The 19,653-nt window shown below is 39.4% G+C and carries 21 protein-coding genes and 2 pseudogenes; 6 read left to right on the plus strand and 17 right to left on the minus strand.

Translation table 11 applies throughout. The features are described from left to right. Positions 1-194: 194 nt before the first annotated feature. The gene (locus FFM84_RS03100) at positions 195-722 is read left to right on the plus strand and encodes a PadR family transcriptional regulator (RefSeq protein WP_130843452.1); all 528 of its coding nucleotides are present in this window, start codon (positions 195-197) and stop codon (positions 720-722) included. Positions 723-724: 2 nt separating this feature from the next. Further along, entirely contained in the window at positions 725-2,095 is a 1,371-nt protein-coding gene (locus tag FFM84_RS03105; protein WP_130843451.1) for an MFS transporter, read from the plus strand. A gap of 85 nt (positions 2,096-2,180) precedes the next feature. Here the strand turns inward: FFM84_RS03105 and FFM84_RS03110 are convergent, their stop codons facing one another. From FFM84_RS03110 to FFM84_RS03120, 3 genes are all read right to left on the minus strand, one after another. Then, a complete protein-coding gene (locus tag FFM84_RS03110; protein ID WP_130843450.1) occupies positions 2,181-2,480 on the minus strand; it encodes a DUF2316 family protein in 300 nt (99 codons plus the stop codon). A gap of 2 nt (positions 2,481-2,482) precedes the next feature. Continuing rightward, positions 2,483-2,911, minus strand: a complete 429-nt coding sequence (locus FFM84_RS03115; RefSeq protein ID WP_225424674.1) for a MarR family winged helix-turn-helix transcriptional regulator — start codon at positions 2,909-2,911, stop codon at positions 2,483-2,485. A gap of 139 nt (positions 2,912-3,050) precedes the next feature. After that, positions 3,051-3,449 carry a Spx/MgsR family RNA polymerase-binding regulatory protein gene (locus tag FFM84_RS03120; protein WP_130843449.1) on the minus strand — a complete coding sequence of 133 codons (399 nt, stop codon included), beginning with the start codon at positions 3,447-3,449 and terminating at the stop codon, positions 3,051-3,053. A gap of 221 nt (positions 3,450-3,670) precedes the next feature. Between FFM84_RS03120 and FFM84_RS03125 the strand changes: the two genes are divergently transcribed. Continuing rightward, the gene (locus FFM84_RS03125) at positions 3,671-4,564 is read left to right on the plus strand and encodes a hypothetical protein (RefSeq protein WP_130843448.1); all 894 of its coding nucleotides are present in this window, start codon (positions 3,671-3,673) and stop codon (positions 4,562-4,564) included. A gap of 584 nt (positions 4,565-5,148) precedes the next feature. Here FFM84_RS03125 and FFM84_RS16485 read toward each other — a convergent pair. After that, positions 5,149-5,619: pseudogene (locus FFM84_RS16485) on the minus strand (transposase); the annotation flags it as partial. A 249-nt stretch (positions 5,620-5,868) separates the two neighbouring features. Beyond that, positions 5,869-6,876, minus strand: a complete 1,008-nt coding sequence (locus FFM84_RS03145; protein ID WP_130843446.1) for a cation diffusion facilitator family transporter — start codon at positions 6,874-6,876, stop codon at positions 5,869-5,871. A 602-nt stretch (positions 6,877-7,478) separates the two neighbouring features. Between FFM84_RS03145 and FFM84_RS03150 the strand changes: the two genes are divergently transcribed. Further along, positions 7,479-7,838: a winged helix-turn-helix transcriptional regulator gene (locus FFM84_RS03150; RefSeq protein WP_130843445.1), complete on the plus strand. Its 360-nt coding sequence runs from the start codon at positions 7,479-7,481 to the stop codon at positions 7,836-7,838. A 111-nt stretch (positions 7,839-7,949) separates the two neighbouring features. Here FFM84_RS03150 and FFM84_RS03155 read toward each other — a convergent pair whose 3' ends face one another. From FFM84_RS03155 to FFM84_RS03185, 6 genes and pseudogenes are all read right to left on the minus strand, one after another. Then, entirely contained in the window at positions 7,950-8,825 is an 876-nt protein-coding gene (locus FFM84_RS03155; RefSeq protein WP_130843444.1) for a DsbA family protein, read from the minus strand. Between the two features lie 29 nt (positions 8,826-8,854). After that, the gene (locus FFM84_RS03160; protein WP_130843443.1) at positions 8,855-9,970 is read right to left on the minus strand and encodes an NADH-dependent flavin oxidoreductase; all 1,116 of its coding nucleotides are present in this window, start codon (positions 9,968-9,970) and stop codon (positions 8,855-8,857) included. Positions 9,971-9,995: 25 nt separating this feature from the next. Then, positions 9,996-10,382, minus strand: coding sequence for a tautomerase family protein (locus tag FFM84_RS03165; protein WP_130843442.1), 387 nt, complete (start codon positions 10,380-10,382; stop codon positions 9,996-9,998). Then, the gene (locus FFM84_RS03170; RefSeq protein WP_130843441.1) at positions 10,357-11,244 is read right to left on the minus strand and encodes an alpha/beta hydrolase; all 888 of its coding nucleotides are present in this window, start codon (positions 11,242-11,244) and stop codon (positions 10,357-10,359) included. The genes FFM84_RS03165 and FFM84_RS03170 overlap by 26 nt, the downstream gene beginning before the upstream one ends. A gap of 313 nt (positions 11,245-11,557) precedes the next feature. Next, a pseudogene (locus tag FFM84_RS03175) lies at positions 11,558-12,638 on the minus strand (aspartate-semialdehyde dehydrogenase). Positions 12,639-13,370: 732 nt separating this feature from the next. After that, complete coding sequence (locus FFM84_RS03185) at positions 13,371-13,916, minus strand: TetR/AcrR family transcriptional regulator (RefSeq protein WP_130843440.1); 546 nt, start codon at positions 13,914-13,916, stop codon at positions 13,371-13,373. A gap of 128 nt (positions 13,917-14,044) precedes the next feature. Here FFM84_RS03185 and FFM84_RS03190 point away from each other — a divergent pair, with 128 nt between their 5' ends. Together FFM84_RS03190 and FFM84_RS16460 are read left to right on the plus strand one after the other, a co-directional pair. Further along, entirely contained in the window at positions 14,045-14,827 is a 783-nt protein-coding gene (locus tag FFM84_RS03190) for a hypothetical protein (protein WP_130843439.1), read from the plus strand. Between the two features lie 128 nt (positions 14,828-14,955). After that, a complete protein-coding gene (locus tag FFM84_RS16460; RefSeq protein ID WP_225425236.1) occupies positions 14,956-15,129 on the plus strand; it encodes an SDR family NAD(P)-dependent oxidoreductase in 174 nt (57 codons plus the stop codon). 226 nt (positions 15,130-15,355) lie between these two features. Here FFM84_RS16460 and FFM84_RS03200 read toward each other — a convergent pair whose 3' ends face one another. From FFM84_RS03200 to FFM84_RS03225, 6 genes are all read right to left on the minus strand, one after another. Beyond that, on the minus strand, positions 15,356-16,720 hold the full coding sequence (locus FFM84_RS03200) for a C69 family dipeptidase (RefSeq protein ID WP_130843437.1): 1,365 nt from the start codon (positions 16,718-16,720) through the stop codon (positions 15,356-15,358). A gap of 248 nt (positions 16,721-16,968) precedes the next feature. Then, positions 16,969-17,718, minus strand: coding sequence for a hypothetical protein (locus tag FFM84_RS03205; RefSeq protein ID WP_137643803.1), 750 nt, complete (start codon positions 17,716-17,718; stop codon positions 16,969-16,971). 90 nt (positions 17,719-17,808) lie between these two features. Next, positions 17,809-18,234 (minus strand): ATP-binding protein, encoded by a 426-nt coding sequence (locus FFM84_RS03210; protein WP_130843435.1) that lies wholly within the window; start codon positions 18,232-18,234, stop codon positions 17,809-17,811. 213 nt (positions 18,235-18,447) lie between these two features. Beyond that, a complete protein-coding gene (locus FFM84_RS03215; protein WP_130843434.1) occupies positions 18,448-18,714 on the minus strand; it encodes a TfoX/Sxy family protein in 267 nt (88 codons plus the stop codon). Continuing rightward, entirely contained in the window at positions 18,714-18,971 is a 258-nt protein-coding gene (locus FFM84_RS03220; protein WP_130843433.1) for a zinc ribbon domain-containing protein, read from the minus strand. Before FFM84_RS03220 ends, FFM84_RS03215 begins: the two co-directional genes overlap by 1 nt. 11 nt (positions 18,972-18,982) lie before the next feature. Beyond that, positions 18,983-19,537 (minus strand): TetR/AcrR family transcriptional regulator, encoded by a 555-nt coding sequence (locus FFM84_RS03225; RefSeq protein WP_130843432.1) that lies wholly within the window; start codon positions 19,535-19,537, stop codon positions 18,983-18,985. Positions 19,538-19,653 lie beyond the last annotated feature (116 nt).

The following is a 19,653-nucleotide window of genomic DNA, read 5'->3' on the forward strand; positions in this document are numbered from 1 at the left end:
CCGTTGTCTTCTCTAATCGCTCATTTAACATTAATCAGCTACTTCAAACACCTCCAGCCAATAAGCTATCACATTATTGATTGGAGGTGTTTTTTAGGTTTATTTTCTCAAAAATTAAAAAAACAAGATTGACAGGTGCATCTAAAAGATATATGATTTTTACATCTTTTAGATACAAAGGAGGATCAACACTGATGATGAATGAACTCTTCGTTTTGGGAGAATTAATGGAAGAACCCCAAAATGGTTACCAACTTCGTACCGCGATGCAGGTCTCACTAGGCCATCATCGACGTATCAGTTTCGGTGTCATTTATCCGCTCTTCGAACGCCTACAACAACAAGGGTTAATTACGTTGCAAGTGATCGAAGCGCCGAAAAAAACAAAAATCGCCACGATTACCGATGCCGGTAAAGACCGCTTTCTTGAACTTATGGCCACACCAATTCCAGCCGGTGCCCACAATAACGACATCTTTTTGATCAAACTTGATGTCATGCAACACTTACCACTCGAACGGCAACTCACGTTATTAGACGCCTACGCCACCGAGCAAAGCGCCATCATTACTGAGGCCCAATTAGCCGCTCAACATTTACAACAACATGATCGCCCTGATCATTGGTACGCCGCGCAAAAACTTACCTTGCGCATTGCACAAGCTCAGGTTGCCCAGAAATGGGTAGCCGACTTTAAACAACAATTACAACAACGAGGTTAATCATGTCAAAAACAATTAAAATCGCCCTCTTAATGGCGGCCAGTCTTTTCATGGAAATTCTGGATGGCACCATTGTCACCACCGCACTGCCCAAAATTGGAGTGACGTTCAATCGTTCGGCGGCTACCACGGCACTTTTAGTCAGTGTTTATCTGATTACCGTGGCCGTCTTCATTCCCTTAAGCGGTTGGCTGGCCCATCGCTTTGGCAAAAAGATTATTTGGCTCAGTGCTGTGGCGCTATTTACAGCTAGTTCTTTAGGAAGTGCCCTAGCACCAACATTCACAATTTTGTTAGCGATGCGCTTATTGCAAGGTGTCGCTGGTTCTTTAATGACACCAACGGCGCGATTGATCGTGCTAGAAAAGACTGAACCTAGTCAGTTGCTACGGATGGTGAGTTATCTGGTCTGGCCAGCGTTGATCGCCCCAGCAATTGCCCCGGTTTTAGGTGGCTTTATCATTACCTACTGGAGTTGGCACTGGATTTTCTTCATTAACTTACCAATTGGAATCGTCATCTTAGCCATCGGTACCTGGTGGTTAGCCCCTGATCAACATAACACCGCCCAACCTTTTGACTGGATGGGCTTTTTAGAAATTGCTGCGTCTTCCATCTTAATCTTAGTTGGGGCTGAAGCCGCAACCCGGACCAATGCGAACTGGGGGCTAAGTTCAGCCTTAGTTATCATAGGACTCTTAGGTATTGGCTTGGTCGGCTACCACCTTAGTCATGCGGCACAGCCGTTATTTGCTGTTACTGCGCTAAAAACAGCGTCATTTAGAATCTGTCAAACCGGCGGCTCACTACTCTGGTTATCAGTCGGAGCTTTACCCTATTTATTAACCGTTTATTTACAAACGATTTTTGGCTGGGCCGCAGTCAAAGCTGGGGGCTTTGTGCTCTTTATCTTTGTGGGAAATATTGGAATCAAGCCGTTTACCACCATTATCATTCAAAAGCTCAGTTACCGTGGGGCTTTATTAGCCGCCTTCCTAATGGTCTTAGTTAGTGGCGTGGCGCTGGCCTTCATCCGTGAAAACACTGCGGCCCCAATCATTGCGTTGCTTGCGATGGTTGCCGGGATGGGCCGTTCTCTAGCCCTGACTGCCTATAACGGTTTGAGTTTCGCTGAAATTGCACCTCAAGATCGCAATAGTGCCAACACCTTAAGCGCTGTGGTGCAAACGATGGCGCAAGGATTGGGTGTCTCCTTGATTACGGTTGTCGTACATGTCATCAGTATGTACACTGCACTAGCAACTGCTTACGAATATGGTTTCGCGATTTTAGGGTTGCTAATGTTATTCCCAATTCTAGAAGTTTGGGGCTTGCCAAAAACTTTGGGTAATGCGACTTTATCCGCATCCTAACTACAGATCAATTCTAAATAAAACCAAAGTGCCACGTTAAGATCAGCTTTAGAATTGATCTTAACGTGGCACTTTGGTTTTATAGTTAACTCAGTAACCCCCGCCGAATCCGACCTTGATTCAAAAACCAATGCCGCATCGGTGAGCCATTCAATCGGCTATATGGCACTGGCGTTTGTCCCTTGGCTTTCAATTGACGATCCAAATAACGTAATAAAATCCATGGATCTTCAATTCTTGACACTTGTAAGTTCAGTACGGCTTCAATATGCTCCGGCGTTGTTGCCAAATCCGCCGCCACTTGTTCATAGGTCAAACCAGATAGTTTAAAATTAGCTTGTAGTTCGGCTTTAGTTTCACTAGTTTCTTGTTCAGTTAATGACATATTTAGTCTTCTTTCGTTAATTGCTGCAGTAAAGTCGTCAATGTTTTCTCCAGCGGGGTAACTTGTTCAACTGGCACCGCTTGATGAATCTGCTGCTCAACTTGTTGAAAAGCGGCTTCAATCTGTTGCGCACATTGTTCACCAGCTGGCGTTAGCCGTAATTGTTTTTCACGATCATTATTTGGCGCCGGTTCTCGAGTCACTAATTCCCGTGTTAACAAGCTTTTCATTAAATTCGAGGTGCTCGCAGCTTGACGACCTAAATAATCCCCAACTGCGCGTTGATTGGTGGCCGGATGTTGCCGGATATAATTCAGCGCTCGTGCCTGTTCATTCGTCAGATTCTGCTGACTTAAAGCTTGATTTAAAAGTTGCGTTTCAACATTGGCTAATTGATACAACAAACTCATGATCGAATGTGATCTTTCCACTTATCATCATCTCACCATCTTTAAGGAATAAATTGAGTATAGCACTAATGGTTTCAAATGCAACCGTTTCATTTAAAACCAATAAAAAAAGATCGACCAAAAATACGGTCAATCGTTCTAAACGTAGCGTTTATTTCCCTTACCAAGCAATTTTAGTCAGGGTTTCATTAAAATTTAACCGGCGAATGTGCCGTGGAATAAATTGACGGATGTCGTCCGCGTTAAATCCAATTTGTAGCTTATTTTCACCTAAGATAATTGGCCGCCGTAACAATTGGGGGCGCTCGCATAACAAGGTTAAGATTTCATTGAATGACATATCCGGTAACTGCTTAGCGATCTTGGGATAATGTTGTGATCGTGTTGAGATAATATCGTCTAACCCATTTTCCGTTAAACATAAAATTTGTTTGAGTTCCGCATGAGTCGGAGCTTCCGAACTGAAATTTTTCTCTTCAAACGCCACCTCATGGTCCCGTAACCAACTGCGAGTCTTCCGTGATGAGCTACAACTTGCTTGCGTAAATAATTTAATCATAAATTTGCGCCTCCTCTTGTTCGTTAAATATTATCATCTTCATAACTTATAAATTATTATATCGATTTATTTCGACTTTGAAAACCCTTTTTGGCAAAAAAACACACTTTTTTCACAATTTTCTTATCAAAACAATTAGTTTTACTATTTAACTAATCATCAAAGTTGCACTTTTTGGCCTGAATATGCTACGCTCCTGCTAAAGATACTCATTAAAGGAGGTGGCGACTATCAATCGTCAACAACAATTACAGGCTGGATTACGAGCCATTATTCAACCAGAAGTGACCGCCCAAACAATTACTTGGCCGTTACTTACACAATTAGCAACTCCCACATTAGTCCAATTGCTAGAGTTACATGGCCTATTCATGCCATTTGAACAACACTTGAGCTTTACAGCCGATTCTTTACCGGAGAACTTGCTTAAACATGTCCCAGACGCGCCGTTAATTGCCGCCCTGAATGCCAAAATTGAGCTAGTGCCCGGCAATAATCTCACTACAACCGAGCTACGTTACCCAGCCGCGGAAACGGTTCGACGGCCAATCGTCGCAACGTTACGCCAATTAGGTGTTCCCGAAGGTAAACTCAAGCTATCCGCAACACCGAAACCAGTTAAAGCAACACCAGAAAGTGAAAACTACTATTTATATGCGCATACACCGATTACCTTAGAACAGCATTTGGCAGCTCTAGCGGATTTGCAAAAAGCCTTAACGCACCAAAATAATCCACTATTGCAGAAATCACTCTTACTATCGGCATTTGTCTTAACAGAAGGTTTCCTAAAATCACAGCTCGTGGCGGTAATTCCAAACGTGGCCGCTAATGTTCAAGGCCACGCTTTTCAAACGCTCGTTGTTCGCGATATTTCACAGAAGCTTCGCAGTCCGCGTGGGCGAGCTGATCTCTATCACTTGTTCTTCGAAGGACAGACATTGCCGACCATTCCCCATTTTGAACTGCGTAATCTGTTGGCCCACGATAATGCCGCTACAACGATTACTAAAGGGCAAGTCACGTATATGGACGAAGATCATCAACTTACGACAGTACCTTTCAAAGCAATCATTGGTGGCTTGCGAGGATTTGCTGAACATATTAGTCATTAAAGGTTTAGTTTGTTCAATTTAACTTCAAACCCTTCTTTTTGCCTTCAAGCCAGGATCAGGTTAGCCTTTTAAATAAAAATAGGTAAAAGTCATGCTAAAGAATATGAAGGCTTTAATGCGATCACGCGAGATGCATTTCCAAATAATCGATTGGTTCTTGCTAACAACGCTTGTTTTCTATTTCAAAAATCGCACTTGGAACTTAATTATCGGTCTATCGCTAGTCATCTTTATCGGCTGTTTCTTTCTCATAAATACACTGCGTCGCCGGAAAAATATCTCCCAGTATCCAGCAGATCTGCCAAAAAAAGCTCAACCGACAGTCACAACTCTAGCAATCGAACTGTCTTTCTTTCCCGAAATCGGATTCTGGTATTTATTTCCGTTATTAGGACATCAACCAACACCTTCGCTAGAAACGGTCATGCTACAGTTAGGCGGCATCTCAGGATTAACAATCCTCACTAGCCTGTATTTGAACGTTAAATTAAATAATCTAAAGCCGTAGTGACGTAAGAATGGCATGATTACGGTTGCCTATCCCTATAACGAACGTGTAGATAATCAGCTCGTGCACAGATTAGCAACATTAACCACGATTTACGATCAACCAAAGTTACTAAAGCTGAACGTCCGGTTTTACCACGAACGGTAATCACCTTCCCAATGGCCGAATCGACTTAGGACGATCATGAACCGAAGGCACGTCATTAAAACGACCGTGACGTTCATTGACCGTTCCTTTAACTTTACGAATTTTACCACCTGAAATTTATTCTGGTGACCAATGACTAACCATAATTTTTCTGACAACAAAGTTGCGCAAATCATCATTTTCCAAAAGTCTAAGACGCCGACTATTTAATCGCCGACGTTGATAATTGTCTTGCGCTTGAATTGCAGAGTACTCCTTATAACCACCATTTCGGTTAAGCTCACGCGAAATAGTTGTTTTAGAACAACCAACTTTAGTCGCAATTTTTTGATAAGACAACTCCGAAGTAACACAAGTCAGTATCTCGGTCTTTTACGTTAAGATGTTTGTATAGGCTCATAGTCAGAATTATCCTTGTAATTGGTGTTGTGGTGATTCCATTTTACAAAGACTCAGGCGATGAGTCTTCTTTTATTTATCGTTGCACTTCAATTGTAAATTCGTCACTTAAAAAAATCGCTGCACAATTGGCAGCGATCTTTTTATTCATTTATGACACGAATTAATAACATTTTAAATAAAACGTCTCTTTTTCCTAGTAATTCAAGGAGCTCCCCCTTTTTCATCTATTAAAAATTCAATTGCTCATCTAAAACTGAACATCGTTTTCATCCAGACTTTCTGGATCTGGAACTATTTGCATCGAAACGTCAAAAACCTTAAACTTAGCGTCCAGCTCTGACTCTATTCTTTCATTTAACTGATAGACCTCAAATGCGGACATCTTGGCATCCACCATAACAATCATGTCAACAAGTAGAACGTTGCCATTATATCGGCCTTTTAATTCTACTACCTTACAGACTTCACTTAATTGCTCAACCGTCTTTTTGATATTATTTTCTAGCGTTGGGTCAATATAGTCAGCCAAATTAAGTGTGCATTCCTGAAAGATTTGTAATCCCGACCAGAGAATAAAACAACCAATTACAATACTGACAACACTATCCAACCAAGCAACTTTAAAAACAAAAGCACACAAGACAGTCAATAGCGTTCCTAAACTGGTTATCACATCACCTAAACTATCCTTAGCTGCGGCTAGCAGTGCAGAATTTTGCAACTTTTTACCATTTTTTAAGTTAATCTGCCAAACAATTAGCATCAGTATCGTTGCAATTCCAGCTCCAATTGCAGAATATAAGTTAGGATGCGACTCTGTTCCTAAATTAAACAATGATGTCGCACTTTGAATAATAATTTGTCCTGAAATTAAAATAATAATAAAACTAGTAATCAACGTGAAAATAGTTTCTAAACGAAATCTAGATAGTTGAATAGTTTCTTTATCACGAGTTGTGTCAGACGGGATTGTCTTTCCAACAAAATCATCATCCTTCATATTCGTTGCAACATGCAGACCCACTATCAATACAAAGGTAGATATTACGCCAGATAAATTGTTGAAAGCATCGGCTCGTAATGCTTGTGAATGGCCAATTGAAGCAAGCCAATATTCAATTACTGTTATGAGCAAGTATATAATCACATTTATCCAAAGTGATTTCGTTGCATTTAACAACTTTGTTACTTCGGCTTTTTGTACTAAATCTTGACGTCTAGCCTCACTAAAAAAGTGTTTTCGCAATTTGTTCATCAAATCCCCCCAAAAAATAATCTATCCAAAATGTATACTAACAGATTGCTAATATTAAAATTGATCATTATTAAAATCTTAATTAAAAAAATGAAGCTTTCAAACCAGCTCTTACCTTTGAAGATGATCATCTGATTGCTGAGCAAAACTCCACAATTAATGTCATTAGTTGTCAGGAGATTCATCACACACTTAGGGGATGAAGAATTTCTTTAACTTGATGAAACGGACTTAAAATTCAATTGCCCGTTTAAAAAAATAATACCCATTCACTAAAATCGTTAAAATTAGTCCAATCAGTGTTAACCAGATAGTACACTCAAAAAAATATTACTTTAACCAGAAACTAAAGTGATTTTACAATTAACGGATTAAAAATTATCGAATCACTCATGACCAAATTCAAAAATCTTATCAGATACGTCGCAAACATAGGGAAAAACAAATGATTTATTTGAATGATACTCTCATCATTGTGAATTGATAACTAACAAAGCTGCCGCAAAAAGTTGGCCTATGTAATAATTAATGTTACAATATCTCTAGAAACTTAAATATATATACACTCATTTTTCGTTCTTAAAAAGGATCTGAGGTTAATTATGGAACAACAAGTATTTGAAAAAATGGTTGCTCGATTCAATACAGAAATGCCTGAATACTGTCCAATCACTTATTCAATGAAAATCATCGGTTCAAAGTGGAAAATTCCGATTCTATGGAAGTTAATGCTCGATGATGGACAACATTACAATCATTTGAAACGTATGGTTGGTAATATTACCAATACAATGCTAACAAAAAGTCTCCGTGAACTTGAAGAAAACAAGCTTGTTTATCGTCATGACGATAAAACTGTCCCACCATCGGTTACCTATCATCTCACAGACTTGGGAAAAGAATTAATCTATACAATGAATGGCTTATTTGATTGGGGTCAAAAAATCCATAACAGTAACTAAAACAGTAATATCTATAATAAAATAGGAACCAAAACTACTTAAATGACAATCATCAAGTAGTTTTGGTTCCTATTTGCTATATCACAATATAAATGTTGTTAATCAATAATTTTACGTCATATCAAACACTTGTGGTTTCTTATAAAACACCGTGTTTTTCACCCGCTTGCTTACCAAACCATGATGTGCCATTTCTTGAATAACTTTTGTTTCATCATTCACATCAAACGCTTCTTTCAATTCAAGACTCGAAATATGCGGATGACGTTCGAGTAAGCGAGAAACAGCTTTCCAATCAAAAACAACCTCATTAGGCTTAAACGCTCCTTCACTAATTTTACTAATAATATCTAGCCAGTCCGCATACTTTGGCAACCCATTAATAATGTAACTCTTGTCATCATAAATCACGATATACGCAGGCATTTGTTTAATCTTCAATTGACTAAGTACCTGCAATTCTTTATCCAAATTCGTTTCCATGTCAGTTGCTTGATAACGATTCATAAACTGAGCCGATTTAACACCAAAACTTTCTGCAAGTTTAACCAAATAATCAATATCAGTAGTTTGATAATTATTGATAACCGTATCATATTGCATCTCATATAACACCTGATTTTCTAACTTAGCATTATGATTGGAGATTGCTCGCAACCCTTTGTCAAGCGATATTGACGAGATATGATCAGTATCAAACAACCGTTCATTTTGACCCATCTGAATAGGCATGCCCGTAATTGATTCTTCTTGCAAATAGATTTGCATCAATTTCACCCAATACTGATTAAGTGCGACGTTCTTGCCATAATTCTCTAGTACAGTTTGGTCAACCAAATCATAAACATTTTTAACCAGTTGTCCCATCAACATTTCAAACTTAATTTGATAATCAAAATGTGTTTCAAGCTTGCGTTGCGTAGGCCAAGTCTCCCACAATAACCCCATCATTGGATCAGCTACAGTGATAATTTTTAATTCTTTCATTTTTATCACACCTTTCAATCATAACTATCTTAACCTTGCTTAACTTTTGGAAACATTGCATTTCCTGTTAAAGTCCCGTACAACATTGAAGGTGTAAAACGATATGAATCCATTTTATTCCAATCAAACTCACTCTGAATCTCATCTTCCCGACCATCTTTAATTTGATTAACCAAGTGTGGATTCAATTCAACTGAGCCACCAACGGCTAGAAAGTCTGCCCAACCGGTATTAAAAGCCTCTAAGCCTTGCTCCTCAGCGAATAAATCGCCAACCCCAATAAATGGCACACGGCCGTTAATTCTCTCGTGAACAGCTTCCATTCGGGTCATATTTGTATCACCACCACGTCGGATTTTTTTGTAAAAATTCCAAAGCGAGATGTGAATATACTGTAACGGTTTCTCAACTAGTAAATCTATCAATGCTAACGTTTCTTCCATAGTCAAACCAGCCTCACCAGGTTCCTCTGGCGAAAAGCGATAGCCTACAATGAAATCTGGGCGCTGATATTTCTGCCGAACTTCGTCAATCGCATCAATAATGGCCATTGGAAAGTTAAATCGTTTCTCCATGCTGCCACCCCAATGATCAGTACGTTGATTATATGTCGCCGATACAAATTGTTGTATTAACCAACCATTGGCACCATGAATTTCAACGCCATCAAGTCCAGCTTTTATTGCCAGTTCGGTCGCGTAGGCGAATGAATGTACCATTTCACGTACTTCATCGTCAGTCATGCCACGAATTCCCATATATGGTAAATCACTTGGTCCCATTAGATCATAGCCTTGTGTCATATCAGGTGCTGCATGAATTCCTGCATGGGCTAACTGAATTACGGCCTTAGCACCTTGCTTATGTGAAATATCTGCATACTCTTTTAACGTTGGTAGATTTTCTTCATGAAAAGCATTCGGTGACTCAAATCCAATTCCGCTAGGGTGGACATTGGCAAATGGAATAATCCACATGCCAAAGCCTTTAAAGCGATCCTCCCAGAAATTACGAGCAGCCCCTGTTAATTCACCATCTGGACCTGAATCATAGACCGTTAACGGCGCAACCACCAACCGATTCTTAATCTCGACATTATTATTCAAGGTGTATGGTTCAAAAAGCTTATTGTACTTATCTTGCATTTCAATTACTCCTTTATGATTACGTTTAATCGTCCACTATTCCTTCAGGGACATGTACACCATTTTCATCAATGAGGTATCCACTAGTTCCCCAAACCTTGATATCTTCATAATCAATGAAGATATTTTCTGGATTAATATGGAGTGTTTTATAAAACAACTCCGTAATGGCAAGGTTTAGTTTGATGTAGCCCTCATGTTGAGGTGTTCCATAAATTGCTACTGAAATATAGGCTAAGGCTTGTTCACCATCACCACGTAGATACAAATCATATTGATCTTCAATCCCAACCATGAGTACATCTTCCGATTTTCCCGGGACAAAACTAATTGCTTTGCCCAAACCAGTTTTCAATTGTAGCTTTTGTTTACTTGTAATTTTGGAATTAACCTTGGCCATAATAAAGGGCATTATCATTACCTCCCCATTTCTTTAACAACTTTAAAATAATATCTGCTAACTCTTGTTCTTTATCTTGGTACGTATGGCCTGTCCCTCTCACAAATATAAGTTCATTACGATCTTTATTTTGAAAGTGCTCATTAATCGTTTTCAAGTACTGACTGGGATCGCCATAAGTAAAACTGTCCATAGTTCCAATTAACAATGCACCATTATGTTTTACATGTTCAACTTGTGTAAAATCTGCGTTTTCATCAGAATGAACGTTATCTAATGTTTTGGAATAAATCCACTGATATGCCGTGCCGGCCGTACAGGGTAGCCATCCAAAAAGTTGAAATGGCAATAATTGTTCATCTTGGCCGCTTTCAACTAATGACTTTACATATTGCTTCTCATTGTCTGATACCGTATCGGTCAACCGTTTAATATTAGCTGGACTTAACAACAAAAAATTGTCAACTCTGGTTGCCACATGATGGGCTAAATAGTGAATAACCTTATTCGCACCTAAAGAATGGCCACCCAGAATGACATGTTGATAATGATATTGCTCCGTATACTCAAGATAAGCATCAATATCACCATCCGCATCATCAAAATTCTCAGACCACGAGCCTACCAATTCCGCTTCACCGGTCAACTGATTGACTGAGGAAACTTGACTGCAAGCATCTCGTGTTTGCGCATATATGAAATCAATTCCAGCTTTCATCAACGTTTTTCCAATATTGACATAAAAAGGATTCGAATAAAAATTACCGTGAACACCCGTAATAGCAATTAACACAGTGGTTGCTCTTTTGGCTTTGAAAATAGTGCCCTTCAACGCGGTTCCCGATTTTGTAAATACATTCAACGTTTCAATCAAAGTTGCTCCCCCACTCTCTAGAGTTAATATTTGAGTACAAAAGCAATTATAAATTGTAAAAAGAAAAAAACAAGTACGCATATTTTTCTTCCCTATTTTTTTGCGAACATCACCTTACTAATTGCTCAAAAATCATTCGAATAAGTAAATGCTATAACTATAGTGTTCTTTCATTCAGAATGATTCTTACATCAAACTAAGAGAAGCCCAATCAAAAACTGTCCTTTCTGAAGACTTATTTTCAGAAAAGACAGTTTTAAAATTCATTATGAATAACACTTAGTACGCACTCTTGGCCTCGCCACACTATACATCAGAATAGATTTGCAAATTCTTGTGACCCATGAACCTCATCTTGCTTGATTAATTCTTCAGCAATTTGCACAGCATTCCACGCAGCACCCTTAACTAAATTGTCGGCAACAACCCACATATGATAGGCACGATTATTTTCCATATCCGAACGGATGCGCCCAACGAAAGTTTGTTGACTTCCAACAACTTCAACCGGCTGTGGATAAATTTGACGCTTAGGATCATCCTGTACGATTACTCCGGGAGCAGTCTCTAACGTGGTCCGAATTTCATCAGGCGTTGGCGCTGTATCGGTCATAAAGTAGATTGTTTCACCATGTGTAATAGGAACCGGAACACGAACACAAGTCGCTGTGACTTTTAATTGTTGACTGTTCTTATCTCCACACATAATTTTCTTTGTTTCATGAATCATTTTCCACTCCTCATGAGTGTAGTCTGCATCCTCAAAAACATCGATTTGTGGTAATAAGTTGAAAGCAATTGGATAATGCTTTTGACCACCTTTTACAGGCAAGATTTTACTTTCCATAGGTTCATCGTTCAAATACGCGGTTGCCTCTTGGTATAGTTCATCAATACCAGCTTGTCCAGCACCACCCGCTGCTTGATATGTCGAAACAATAATCTGATTTAACCCATACTTTTGTCGTACCGGATTCAGAGCCACTGCCATTTGAATAGTCGAACAATTTGGATTGGCAATAATTCCATGATGCGCTTTTACACATTCTGCATTCACTTCAGGAACCACCAACGGAACATCATCATTCATTCGAAAATATGATGTGTTGTCGATACAAACAGCCCCCCCGCTTAACGGCTTCGGGAAGCAAGCTTGCAGACACCTTACCACCTGCAGATGCCAATACAATATCAATACCATCAAATGACTCGGGAAAAGCTTCTTGAACCTTCAGATGCCGTCCACGAAAAACCAATATTTTTCCAGCTGACCGCTTGGAAGCCAGTAAACACAGCTTAGACACTTTAATATCAGATTTTGCCAGCTGATCGATCATTCGCGTTCCTACAGCTCCTGTAGCACCCAAAATTGCAATCGAATAACTTTTAGACATTACTTTAACGCCACCTATCTAGAATTCATGTCATTTATATAAAAATGCACAGCTTCACTATACATCCACGAAATCAAAAAAATAAGTACGCACTTTTTTCTTTCTTAATATGACCCCAAAAGACAACATACCTAAACTTAAATTAACAAAGGAAACGGCAATTCATAGTTTAACTTCTAGGCCCAATTCAAAATGAATCAGGCCACTTTTAAATTTTCTCATCAAACATCTTTAGCTTTAATTCCTATCCAATCCATTCTGAATCTTTCACGGTGACTAATACCGTGGCAATTTCTTATTTAGACAGATCGGCCCGACCATAAACATTTAACTGTTGTTTCAACTATTTACGATTCTGCCGAAATAATTCACCAACATGAGCATTGGTATCGTCACTCAAATTATTAGTATCTATCGCCAACTCGCTGCATAGACACCACTTTACCTTGTTCAAGGTTGCATCTGTAAAGTGAAACATAAGACTGCAAATTGACTTTAAAATGTTCAAAAAAGCACCGGAATCGTGAATTGGTCACGCACTTCATCCTGATACTTAATATTTTTATATGCGACCATCGTATCGACCTCACGGCTTGCAGTTTGCGCGAATGTGCCAATATCATAAATCGACCAGACTGGCTAGGAAACGATTTTTCTAATTCAACCAAATCGCCAAGGTGGTCTCATCCCAAAAACTATCCTTGTTCACTTACCAGCCCTTAAATTGACAATTTATCGAAACAGCTGTTGAACCTTAGCAATACTTGCAACTAGCCTAGTAGCAGTTGGCAACTCGCCCGTCTCAAAAATATAGTCCAATTCAGCCATCATTAAATGGGCAATAAAACTTTGCGTCAATTGGTCCATTTCACCTTGATAAGCGTCACTCAATGTTGTTTTTAAAATTGATTTCAGTCGAGCATCAAACCCATTTTGTCCTAATGGTAATTTTCTTAAAGCGACATAATCCGCGCGCTTTTCGAGCAACTCAGTAGCCAGCATTGGGGCCATTTCCTGATAAGTTACGGCAAATGACTTATCCTGCATTGCGTTAACTCGTGCTTTCACGGTCTGTTTGATTGGCGCTAGATACACCGTTAATACTGCCGTGGCCAAATCAAACAAACTAGGATAATACGTGTAAAACGTTTGACGTGATACTTGTGCTTGCTTAGCAATTAACGAAATTGTCATCATGTCAAACGACCTTTCCTGCAATAATTTCAAAAAAGCCATTTGAATATCTCGTTGACTTCTATTCATTGACGACAGGTTCATTTGTTACCTCCTAATATCTGACAAAGTGTTCATTTTTGTCCAAAATTGGACACTTCATTGATCCTCGTACTGGCCCCGTAAGACCGTTCCCTAAATAATAGCACTAGATAAACTAAGGAGGCCCCATCATGACAAATTTAACTTATAAAGTCTTCATTGACGACACAGCATACACGCAGACACAACTCGATCGCTACCAATATGAACGAACATTACATGTTTTACACGAACTGAAGGCACTCGGCGTTGATTTGAGATTAGATAACCAATCACTAAGTCATACTGATTTAAACTGGTTGGCTCCTGAAGTTGCCACTAAAATTTCTTATCAAGCACGTACCACTTTAGGCGAAAAAGGTATGTTGCAACTATTCAGAGATGTTGAAGCTGATGCCGAACGTCGTTGGAAAGCCTATAATCAGGATTATGATCCCCGGAAGTCACACATCGGCACTACTATTACAGAAGTGTCCGGCATTGGCTTTCAAGAAACGATGTCGGTTATCAATGGTAGTTTTGACAGCAATGCCGCACTCAGTGTGAATCCAGAACATTATATTATCATTGGTGATATTCATTCAGGTCAACGTGGCATGGAAGCCTTCGGAATGTTTGGCGAACCCGTCTATGTTCACGGTATTGCCAGCCAAACAATCCCTGGTGGGTTACCCTTCGAGCGTGATTTGGATTATCCAATGATCGTCTGTGGTCAATTCTTACTCAAAAGTGATGATACGCCAATCCACGTTGGTGCCTGCCACCAGTTTCGACCAAGTGCTACTGGATTTACATTAAAATCAACATTTTTCTGTCCCGGCAAAGCGCCGCAAGCAATTGCTGATGGCCACAAATTACATTTTGCAACTGAAATTGTCAATTCGGCTAAATATGCGTTTATGCATCAACAATAGCTTCACTATATTACCCAACACGGTTTCCAGGACTCAGTTATAATTTCATTTTAACGAAACCAACTAGACTCAATTACAGAATCTAGTTGTTTTTTTAATGTGCTTTCACTAATCTTACTCACAAAATTATTACTACCGTTACTCAAGCAAAACATGATTATCGAGCAATGGCTGCCTATTTCCAGTCAAAACTGGCCTTGATTATGTTAACGTATGGCTTAGCAAATGAATCTTATGATTATGGTGTACTGGTAAATGCGCTACATCCAGGTAATGTTAGGTCAAATTTCAATAATGGCTAATGATTGTGTATTTTTAATCGTTCGTATGCCGTAGCTAAGCAGAGAGAGCAGCCATTTGTCACACATTTCGACTATATCTATTCGAAGATGCAAAAAATGTCCTTTATTAATGACAATTCGGCTAAAAAAATAAAAGATCAACGACTGCGTTTTTATACCAGTCGTTGATCTTCTTTCGTTTATATTCCTATTTGACTCTAGGTGAATTTTTCTAACTTTTTTATAGTTAATCCAATAAGTCATAGCTTAATTTCATTTGTTGTGATCCAAGCACAGTCATCTTTCCGAGTAACGCCATCGCATCAGCAAACATTGTTTCAGCGATACGTTCATTAACCGCTTCTAAGTTATCAGTAGGCTTCGTACTTAATAACATACTTCGCATTTTAGCCATGACCTGTTCCTGAAAATTAGCCACTAATTCTTGATATAGCTCAAAGTTACGATCACCCATTAACGCCAACGTTTTATTCAACCAAAAAATCGTTTGTGCGTCAAAACTCGTCGGCGTATCACGATAACGCATTGGTGTATCAGTCACATGAGCATAGAAAGGTGCTAACTCATTAAACGTATTGGGACCAAAAGCTAACCAATGAACACCTGCCAAATCGGCCGGTACATGATTACGAATTTGTAAGACATGCGTTTCTAAGTTTCTGTTAAGTGCGATTGCTCGATACTGTTCTTTTTCTATCGAGGAACCGTGTCCATATGGATCGAAGGGTGTGTTTTGATAATGTGAGCTTAATGCCCATTTCACATCGGATACGGTTAATTTACGACTTGCACGCTGAATAAAAGGCAACTCTTGATCAATAGGCGTTCGATTACTGGTTGGCGTGAAATGCTGCTGGACATACCAAGCACGGGGGTTATTATAAGCCGTATCTTTTATAGTGGCACTACCAAACGTATGCCGTAAGTTTAACCCTTTTAAGTCAGGATTTAAGTGATGTTCCACAATAAAAGCTTCTAAATCTGCAGAACACAATGTCATATCGGATTTTATATCAAACTGATCAATGTTCAACCGATTAGGGGCAATGACATAGGCATCATCAGGAATTTTCATGGCAGCCCAGTGGTGACCACCCAAAGTTTCCATATACCAAACTTCATCGCAATCTGAAAATGCAATCCCATTCGCTTCATAAGTCCCATACTTTTCAAGCAAAGCGCCCAAGCGTTGTACCCCAGCTCTGGCAGAATGAATGTATGGTAACACGATGGTTAAGAAATCAGCTTCTCCTAATCCATTGGCCACGAAAGGATCTGCCCCTTGTACTCGGCTATTTGTTGTAATTGTTTCGGTGGCCGTCATTGCTACGTTGGCCCCATTAATGCCAGCCCCCGCCCAAATTCCAGCCGACGAATCAACATCTGGCGTAGCAGTGTAACTTAACGGACTTGCAGGAAGCGGAACCGTCACACTCGTTAAAATAGCGTGATAGGTTTTCGGCTGTTGATCAGGAGTCACGACCACAAACTTTTGCGGATTTGGACCATCACCGCCGTCTTCTGCACGCGCAATCATCGTTGAGCCATCCACGCTAGCGTTTTTTCCGACCAAAAAAGTTGTACATGCCATTTCAACACCTCATTCAAAAAATAATTGATTAATATTTTAACAGATAAGTAATCACAGAACTAATAAAAGTTTTAATCAGTGGCGTTATTATTCAGAAAAGCAGTCTCAAAAATGGCGTGATTCATGTCTATTTTTACACAGTAAAACCTGGCATGCCGAGACTTTACTGTAACCTTTAGTTGAAAAAAATCTGTAAAACCAAGTTTGGCTTTACAGAACTAAATACACTTCCTATATAACTGTTTGATCTAAACCTGTGCCTCGTTGTCTTTATCCAATAATTCATTTCTATGTTCACGAACATAAGCTTTAAACATTGGATCAAAGTAATGCCACTTATTTCGAGTTTCTTGTGTCAATACATTCATTGACTTTAGCTTTGACAAAGCAGGGCTAATAGAACTAATTTTCAAATCGGAGTCTTTACGCAATTCATTAACAGCCTTAAGAACCTCTTGACTTGTCATGCTCATTTCATCACTGTTTGCCATCACATACAACACATTGTTTCTAACACGAGTCTTCGTTTTATTTCGATTTTTAGCACTTTCCAAAATCTCTTCATAATCTAATTCATTAACATCTAAAATGTCATGAATTGCGGTATCAATATGTTCATCTTTAATTTGTAATGTTTCATCGTCAATAGCAGCATAACCTGTCTTTTGTCCAATTTCATGAACGACTTTACCAATCCCACTTGAGATATAAGTCGCACGTTTAACTTGTTCCTCAGAACTACTTAGTGAAGACTTACGCCAACCATTTTCAAGAATAGCATTACTTTCATCATGATTTAAGTAGGGTACTTTAATCGTCGCCAAACGACTCTTTAAAGATTGAACATCATGCCATAATTGCTCAGCAGTTTCCGCTATACCGACAAAGATAATTTTAGCATAGGAATTTGGATAATTAATCGCATCATCTGACATATTTTTTGCAATCTCAGCTAACCGTATTCTTAATGGACGAGCAGCATCCGTTAAGTTCTCCATATCATCCACAATCAATACTGTATTTGTTGTAAACAATACGTTTTCTAAAACTGAGAAGTCATCAGTTCCAGTATAATGTTCAGTAATCGTTTACTTTGAAACTTTATCTTGAACACCAGCAGAAATATCAAACCATTTTAATATTTTAAGTCCGCCCTTTATGCTTTGACCATTTTCATCAGTTTTAATAACTTGCACATCACGTTCCAAGTTTAACTGATTGGCAACATCCGCAATAAAAGATTCAGTTGTTGTTTCATTAGTCATCGTGACACGAACATATTTAGTCTGGTATTGTTCTTGCAATCGGCCCAAATTATCAAGTACCATGCTTGTCTTACCTGCACCGGTTGGACCATATACTAAAACTTGGCGACCTTTTTGTGCAAATTCACGAAAAATTTTCTTATCTAAAATTCCCCGATCAACATAATTATCAACCGCTGGTAAGCTTGGTGTAAACCACTCTCCCAATGATTTTTCAGATTGCATTCCTTTTTTTTCGCTCCAAGGCATCTAAAATCGCTCCCTTCTGTATAGTCCTCGTATATAAAATATTATGTGTGTAATAAATATTATATGCTATATTGTACCATTAATTACGCGTGCATGACTCGTGAACCAATCGTCTCTAGATCGTGCAAAAAGAACGACGCTAGCTTTTCCTAGTTGCTGGGATTGTTATTAAGATTTTAGTTAAAGTAACAATTTACAAAAACGTTTTTTCAATTATGCACCTAGCACTGCACACGCTTTAAAATAGGCTTTTAAAATCTGCTTTTTATCCGCTGGCAATTTTTGATAAGGACAATTTTCAATCGCCCCTTCTAACGAATACAACAATTGAATACAGGCAGTTGGATCTTGCGCTTTAATTGCCGCAAAGGCCGCTTGACTCCCTTGCTGTGCAAGATCCTGCGGTGTTTCAATCCCCGCTTGAATTAATTTTTGCGCCAATACTTTCCCAATGTTTGGTAATGCCATTAAGTCTTTCATTAGCGATCTTCCTCTTGATAATGTGCTTGCCACGCCGGTAATTGCCGCATGCTAGCATCGACTTGCGCCACTGCGACCGCGCGATCAAGGCCTTGCGTCTTTACCATTAAGTTTACCAGCCGGTGTTGATTCTCTTCAAAACTGCACATACGCCCATCCGGTCGCGTACAATACTTACAGTAATCTAGATCTGGATTGCCTTGCGCAAAATCACTCGCTTGCCGCATCGGCATACCACAAGCAATACATTTTTTCATTAAATTTCCTCCTAGCTAATAAGCCGTTCAAAGGTGTCAATTAATGTGTCTCCGTATCGGGCTAATACCGATCCGGTTGGTGCGAACTGTTCCGAATTAAGTAAATAATACTGGACTAACCCTTGCCACGTATTGAACAACAGTCCCGGTGCGATCGACTTAACTGAGGTGGTTGCTAAGGCCGCCTGAAAATGAACCGCCACCGTTGCTTGTGCCGCGACCAATACTTGTTTAGCCGCCGCAGGTAATGCATCTTGTTCGCTAATGAACCGCCGATATAACGCTTCATACTTGGTCAATACCGCGATATGTTGTTGTAAAAAGTCGGGTAATGAAGTTGCCGCGTCGGTTGCCGTCACCAATGGCGTACAAACTTGCTGTACCATCGCAATTAGTAAGTCATCTTTAGTCGGAAAATGGGCAAAGATCGTGCCATGTGAGACATGAGCTGCTTTTGCAACAGCTAACGTAGACGTGCTTAAGTTCTGCTCTGCATAGACTTGCATAGCCACGTCGACAACCTTGGCACGCGTTTGGCTTTTTTGTAGTTGTCGTTGATTCGGCATTTAATCATCTCCATTTCATTGAGTCGCAACTCAATGAAATTGTAGAACTTTAATCATTAAATTGCAACCCTAACAAAAAAGCCGCTAACCGATTAACTCAGTTAACGACCGCTAAT

The sequence above is a fragment of the Lactiplantibacillus mudanjiangensis genome (assembly GCF_005405385.1).
GTDB lineage: Bacteria > Bacillota > Bacilli > Lactobacillales > Lactobacillaceae > Lactiplantibacillus > Lactiplantibacillus mudanjiangensis.

Bases quoted from the DNA above. Each gene is read 5' to 3' on its own strand.
- FFM84_RS03100 (WP_130843452.1), top strand. From the start codon at position 195: ATGATGAATGAACTCTTCGTTTTGGGAGAATTAATGGAAGAACCCCAA.
- FFM84_RS03105 (WP_130843451.1), top strand. From the start codon at position 725: ATGTCAAAAACAATTAAAATCGCCCTCTTAATGGCGGCCAGTCTTTTC.
- FFM84_RS03110 (WP_130843450.1), bottom strand. From the start codon at position 2,480: ATGTCATTAACTGAACAAGAAACTAGTGAAACTAAAGCCGAACTACAA.
- FFM84_RS03120 (WP_130843449.1), bottom strand. From the start codon at position 3,449: ATGATTAAATTATTTACGCAAGCAAGTTGTAGCTCATCACGGAAGACT.
- FFM84_RS03145 (WP_130843446.1), bottom strand. From the start codon at position 6,876: ATGAACAAATTGCGAAAACACTTTTTTAGTGAGGCTAGACGTCAAGAT.
- FFM84_RS03150 (WP_130843445.1), top strand. From the start codon at position 7,479: ATGGAACAACAAGTATTTGAAAAAATGGTTGCTCGATTCAATACAGAA.
- FFM84_RS03155 (WP_130843444.1), bottom strand. From the start codon at position 8,825: ATGAAAGAATTAAAAATTATCACTGTAGCTGATCCAATGATGGGGTTA.
- FFM84_RS03160 (WP_130843443.1), bottom strand. From the start codon at position 9,970: ATGCAAGATAAGTACAATAAGCTTTTTGAACCATACACCTTGAATAAT.
- FFM84_RS03165 (WP_130843442.1), bottom strand. From the start codon at position 10,382: ATGCCCTTTATTATGGCCAAGGTTAATTCCAAAATTACAAGTAAACAA.
- FFM84_RS03185 (WP_130843440.1), bottom strand. From the start codon at position 13,916: ATGAACCTGTCGTCAATGAATAGAAGTCAACGAGATATTCAAATGGCT.
- FFM84_RS03190 (WP_130843439.1), top strand. From the start codon at position 14,045: ATGACAAATTTAACTTATAAAGTCTTCATTGACGACACAGCATACACG.
- FFM84_RS03200 (WP_130843437.1), bottom strand. From the start codon at position 16,720: ATGGCATGTACAACTTTTTTGGTCGGAAAAAACGCTAGCGTGGATGGC.
- FFM84_RS03205 (WP_137643803.1), bottom strand. From the start codon at position 17,718: ATGGAGAACTTAACGGATGCTGCTCGTCCATTAAGAATACGGTTAGCT.
- FFM84_RS03210 (WP_130843435.1), bottom strand. From the start codon at position 18,234: ATGCCTTGGAGCGAAAAAAAAGGAATGCAATCTGAAAAATCATTGGGA.
- FFM84_RS03215 (WP_130843434.1), bottom strand. From the start codon at position 18,714: ATGAAAGACTTAATGGCATTACCAAACATTGGGAAAGTATTGGCGCAA.
- FFM84_RS03220 (WP_130843433.1), bottom strand. From the start codon at position 18,971: ATGAAAAAATGTATTGCTTGTGGTATGCCGATGCGGCAAGCGAGTGAT.
- FFM84_RS03225 (WP_130843432.1), bottom strand. From the start codon at position 19,537: ATGCCGAATCAACGACAACTACAAAAAAGCCAAACGCGTGCCAAGGTT.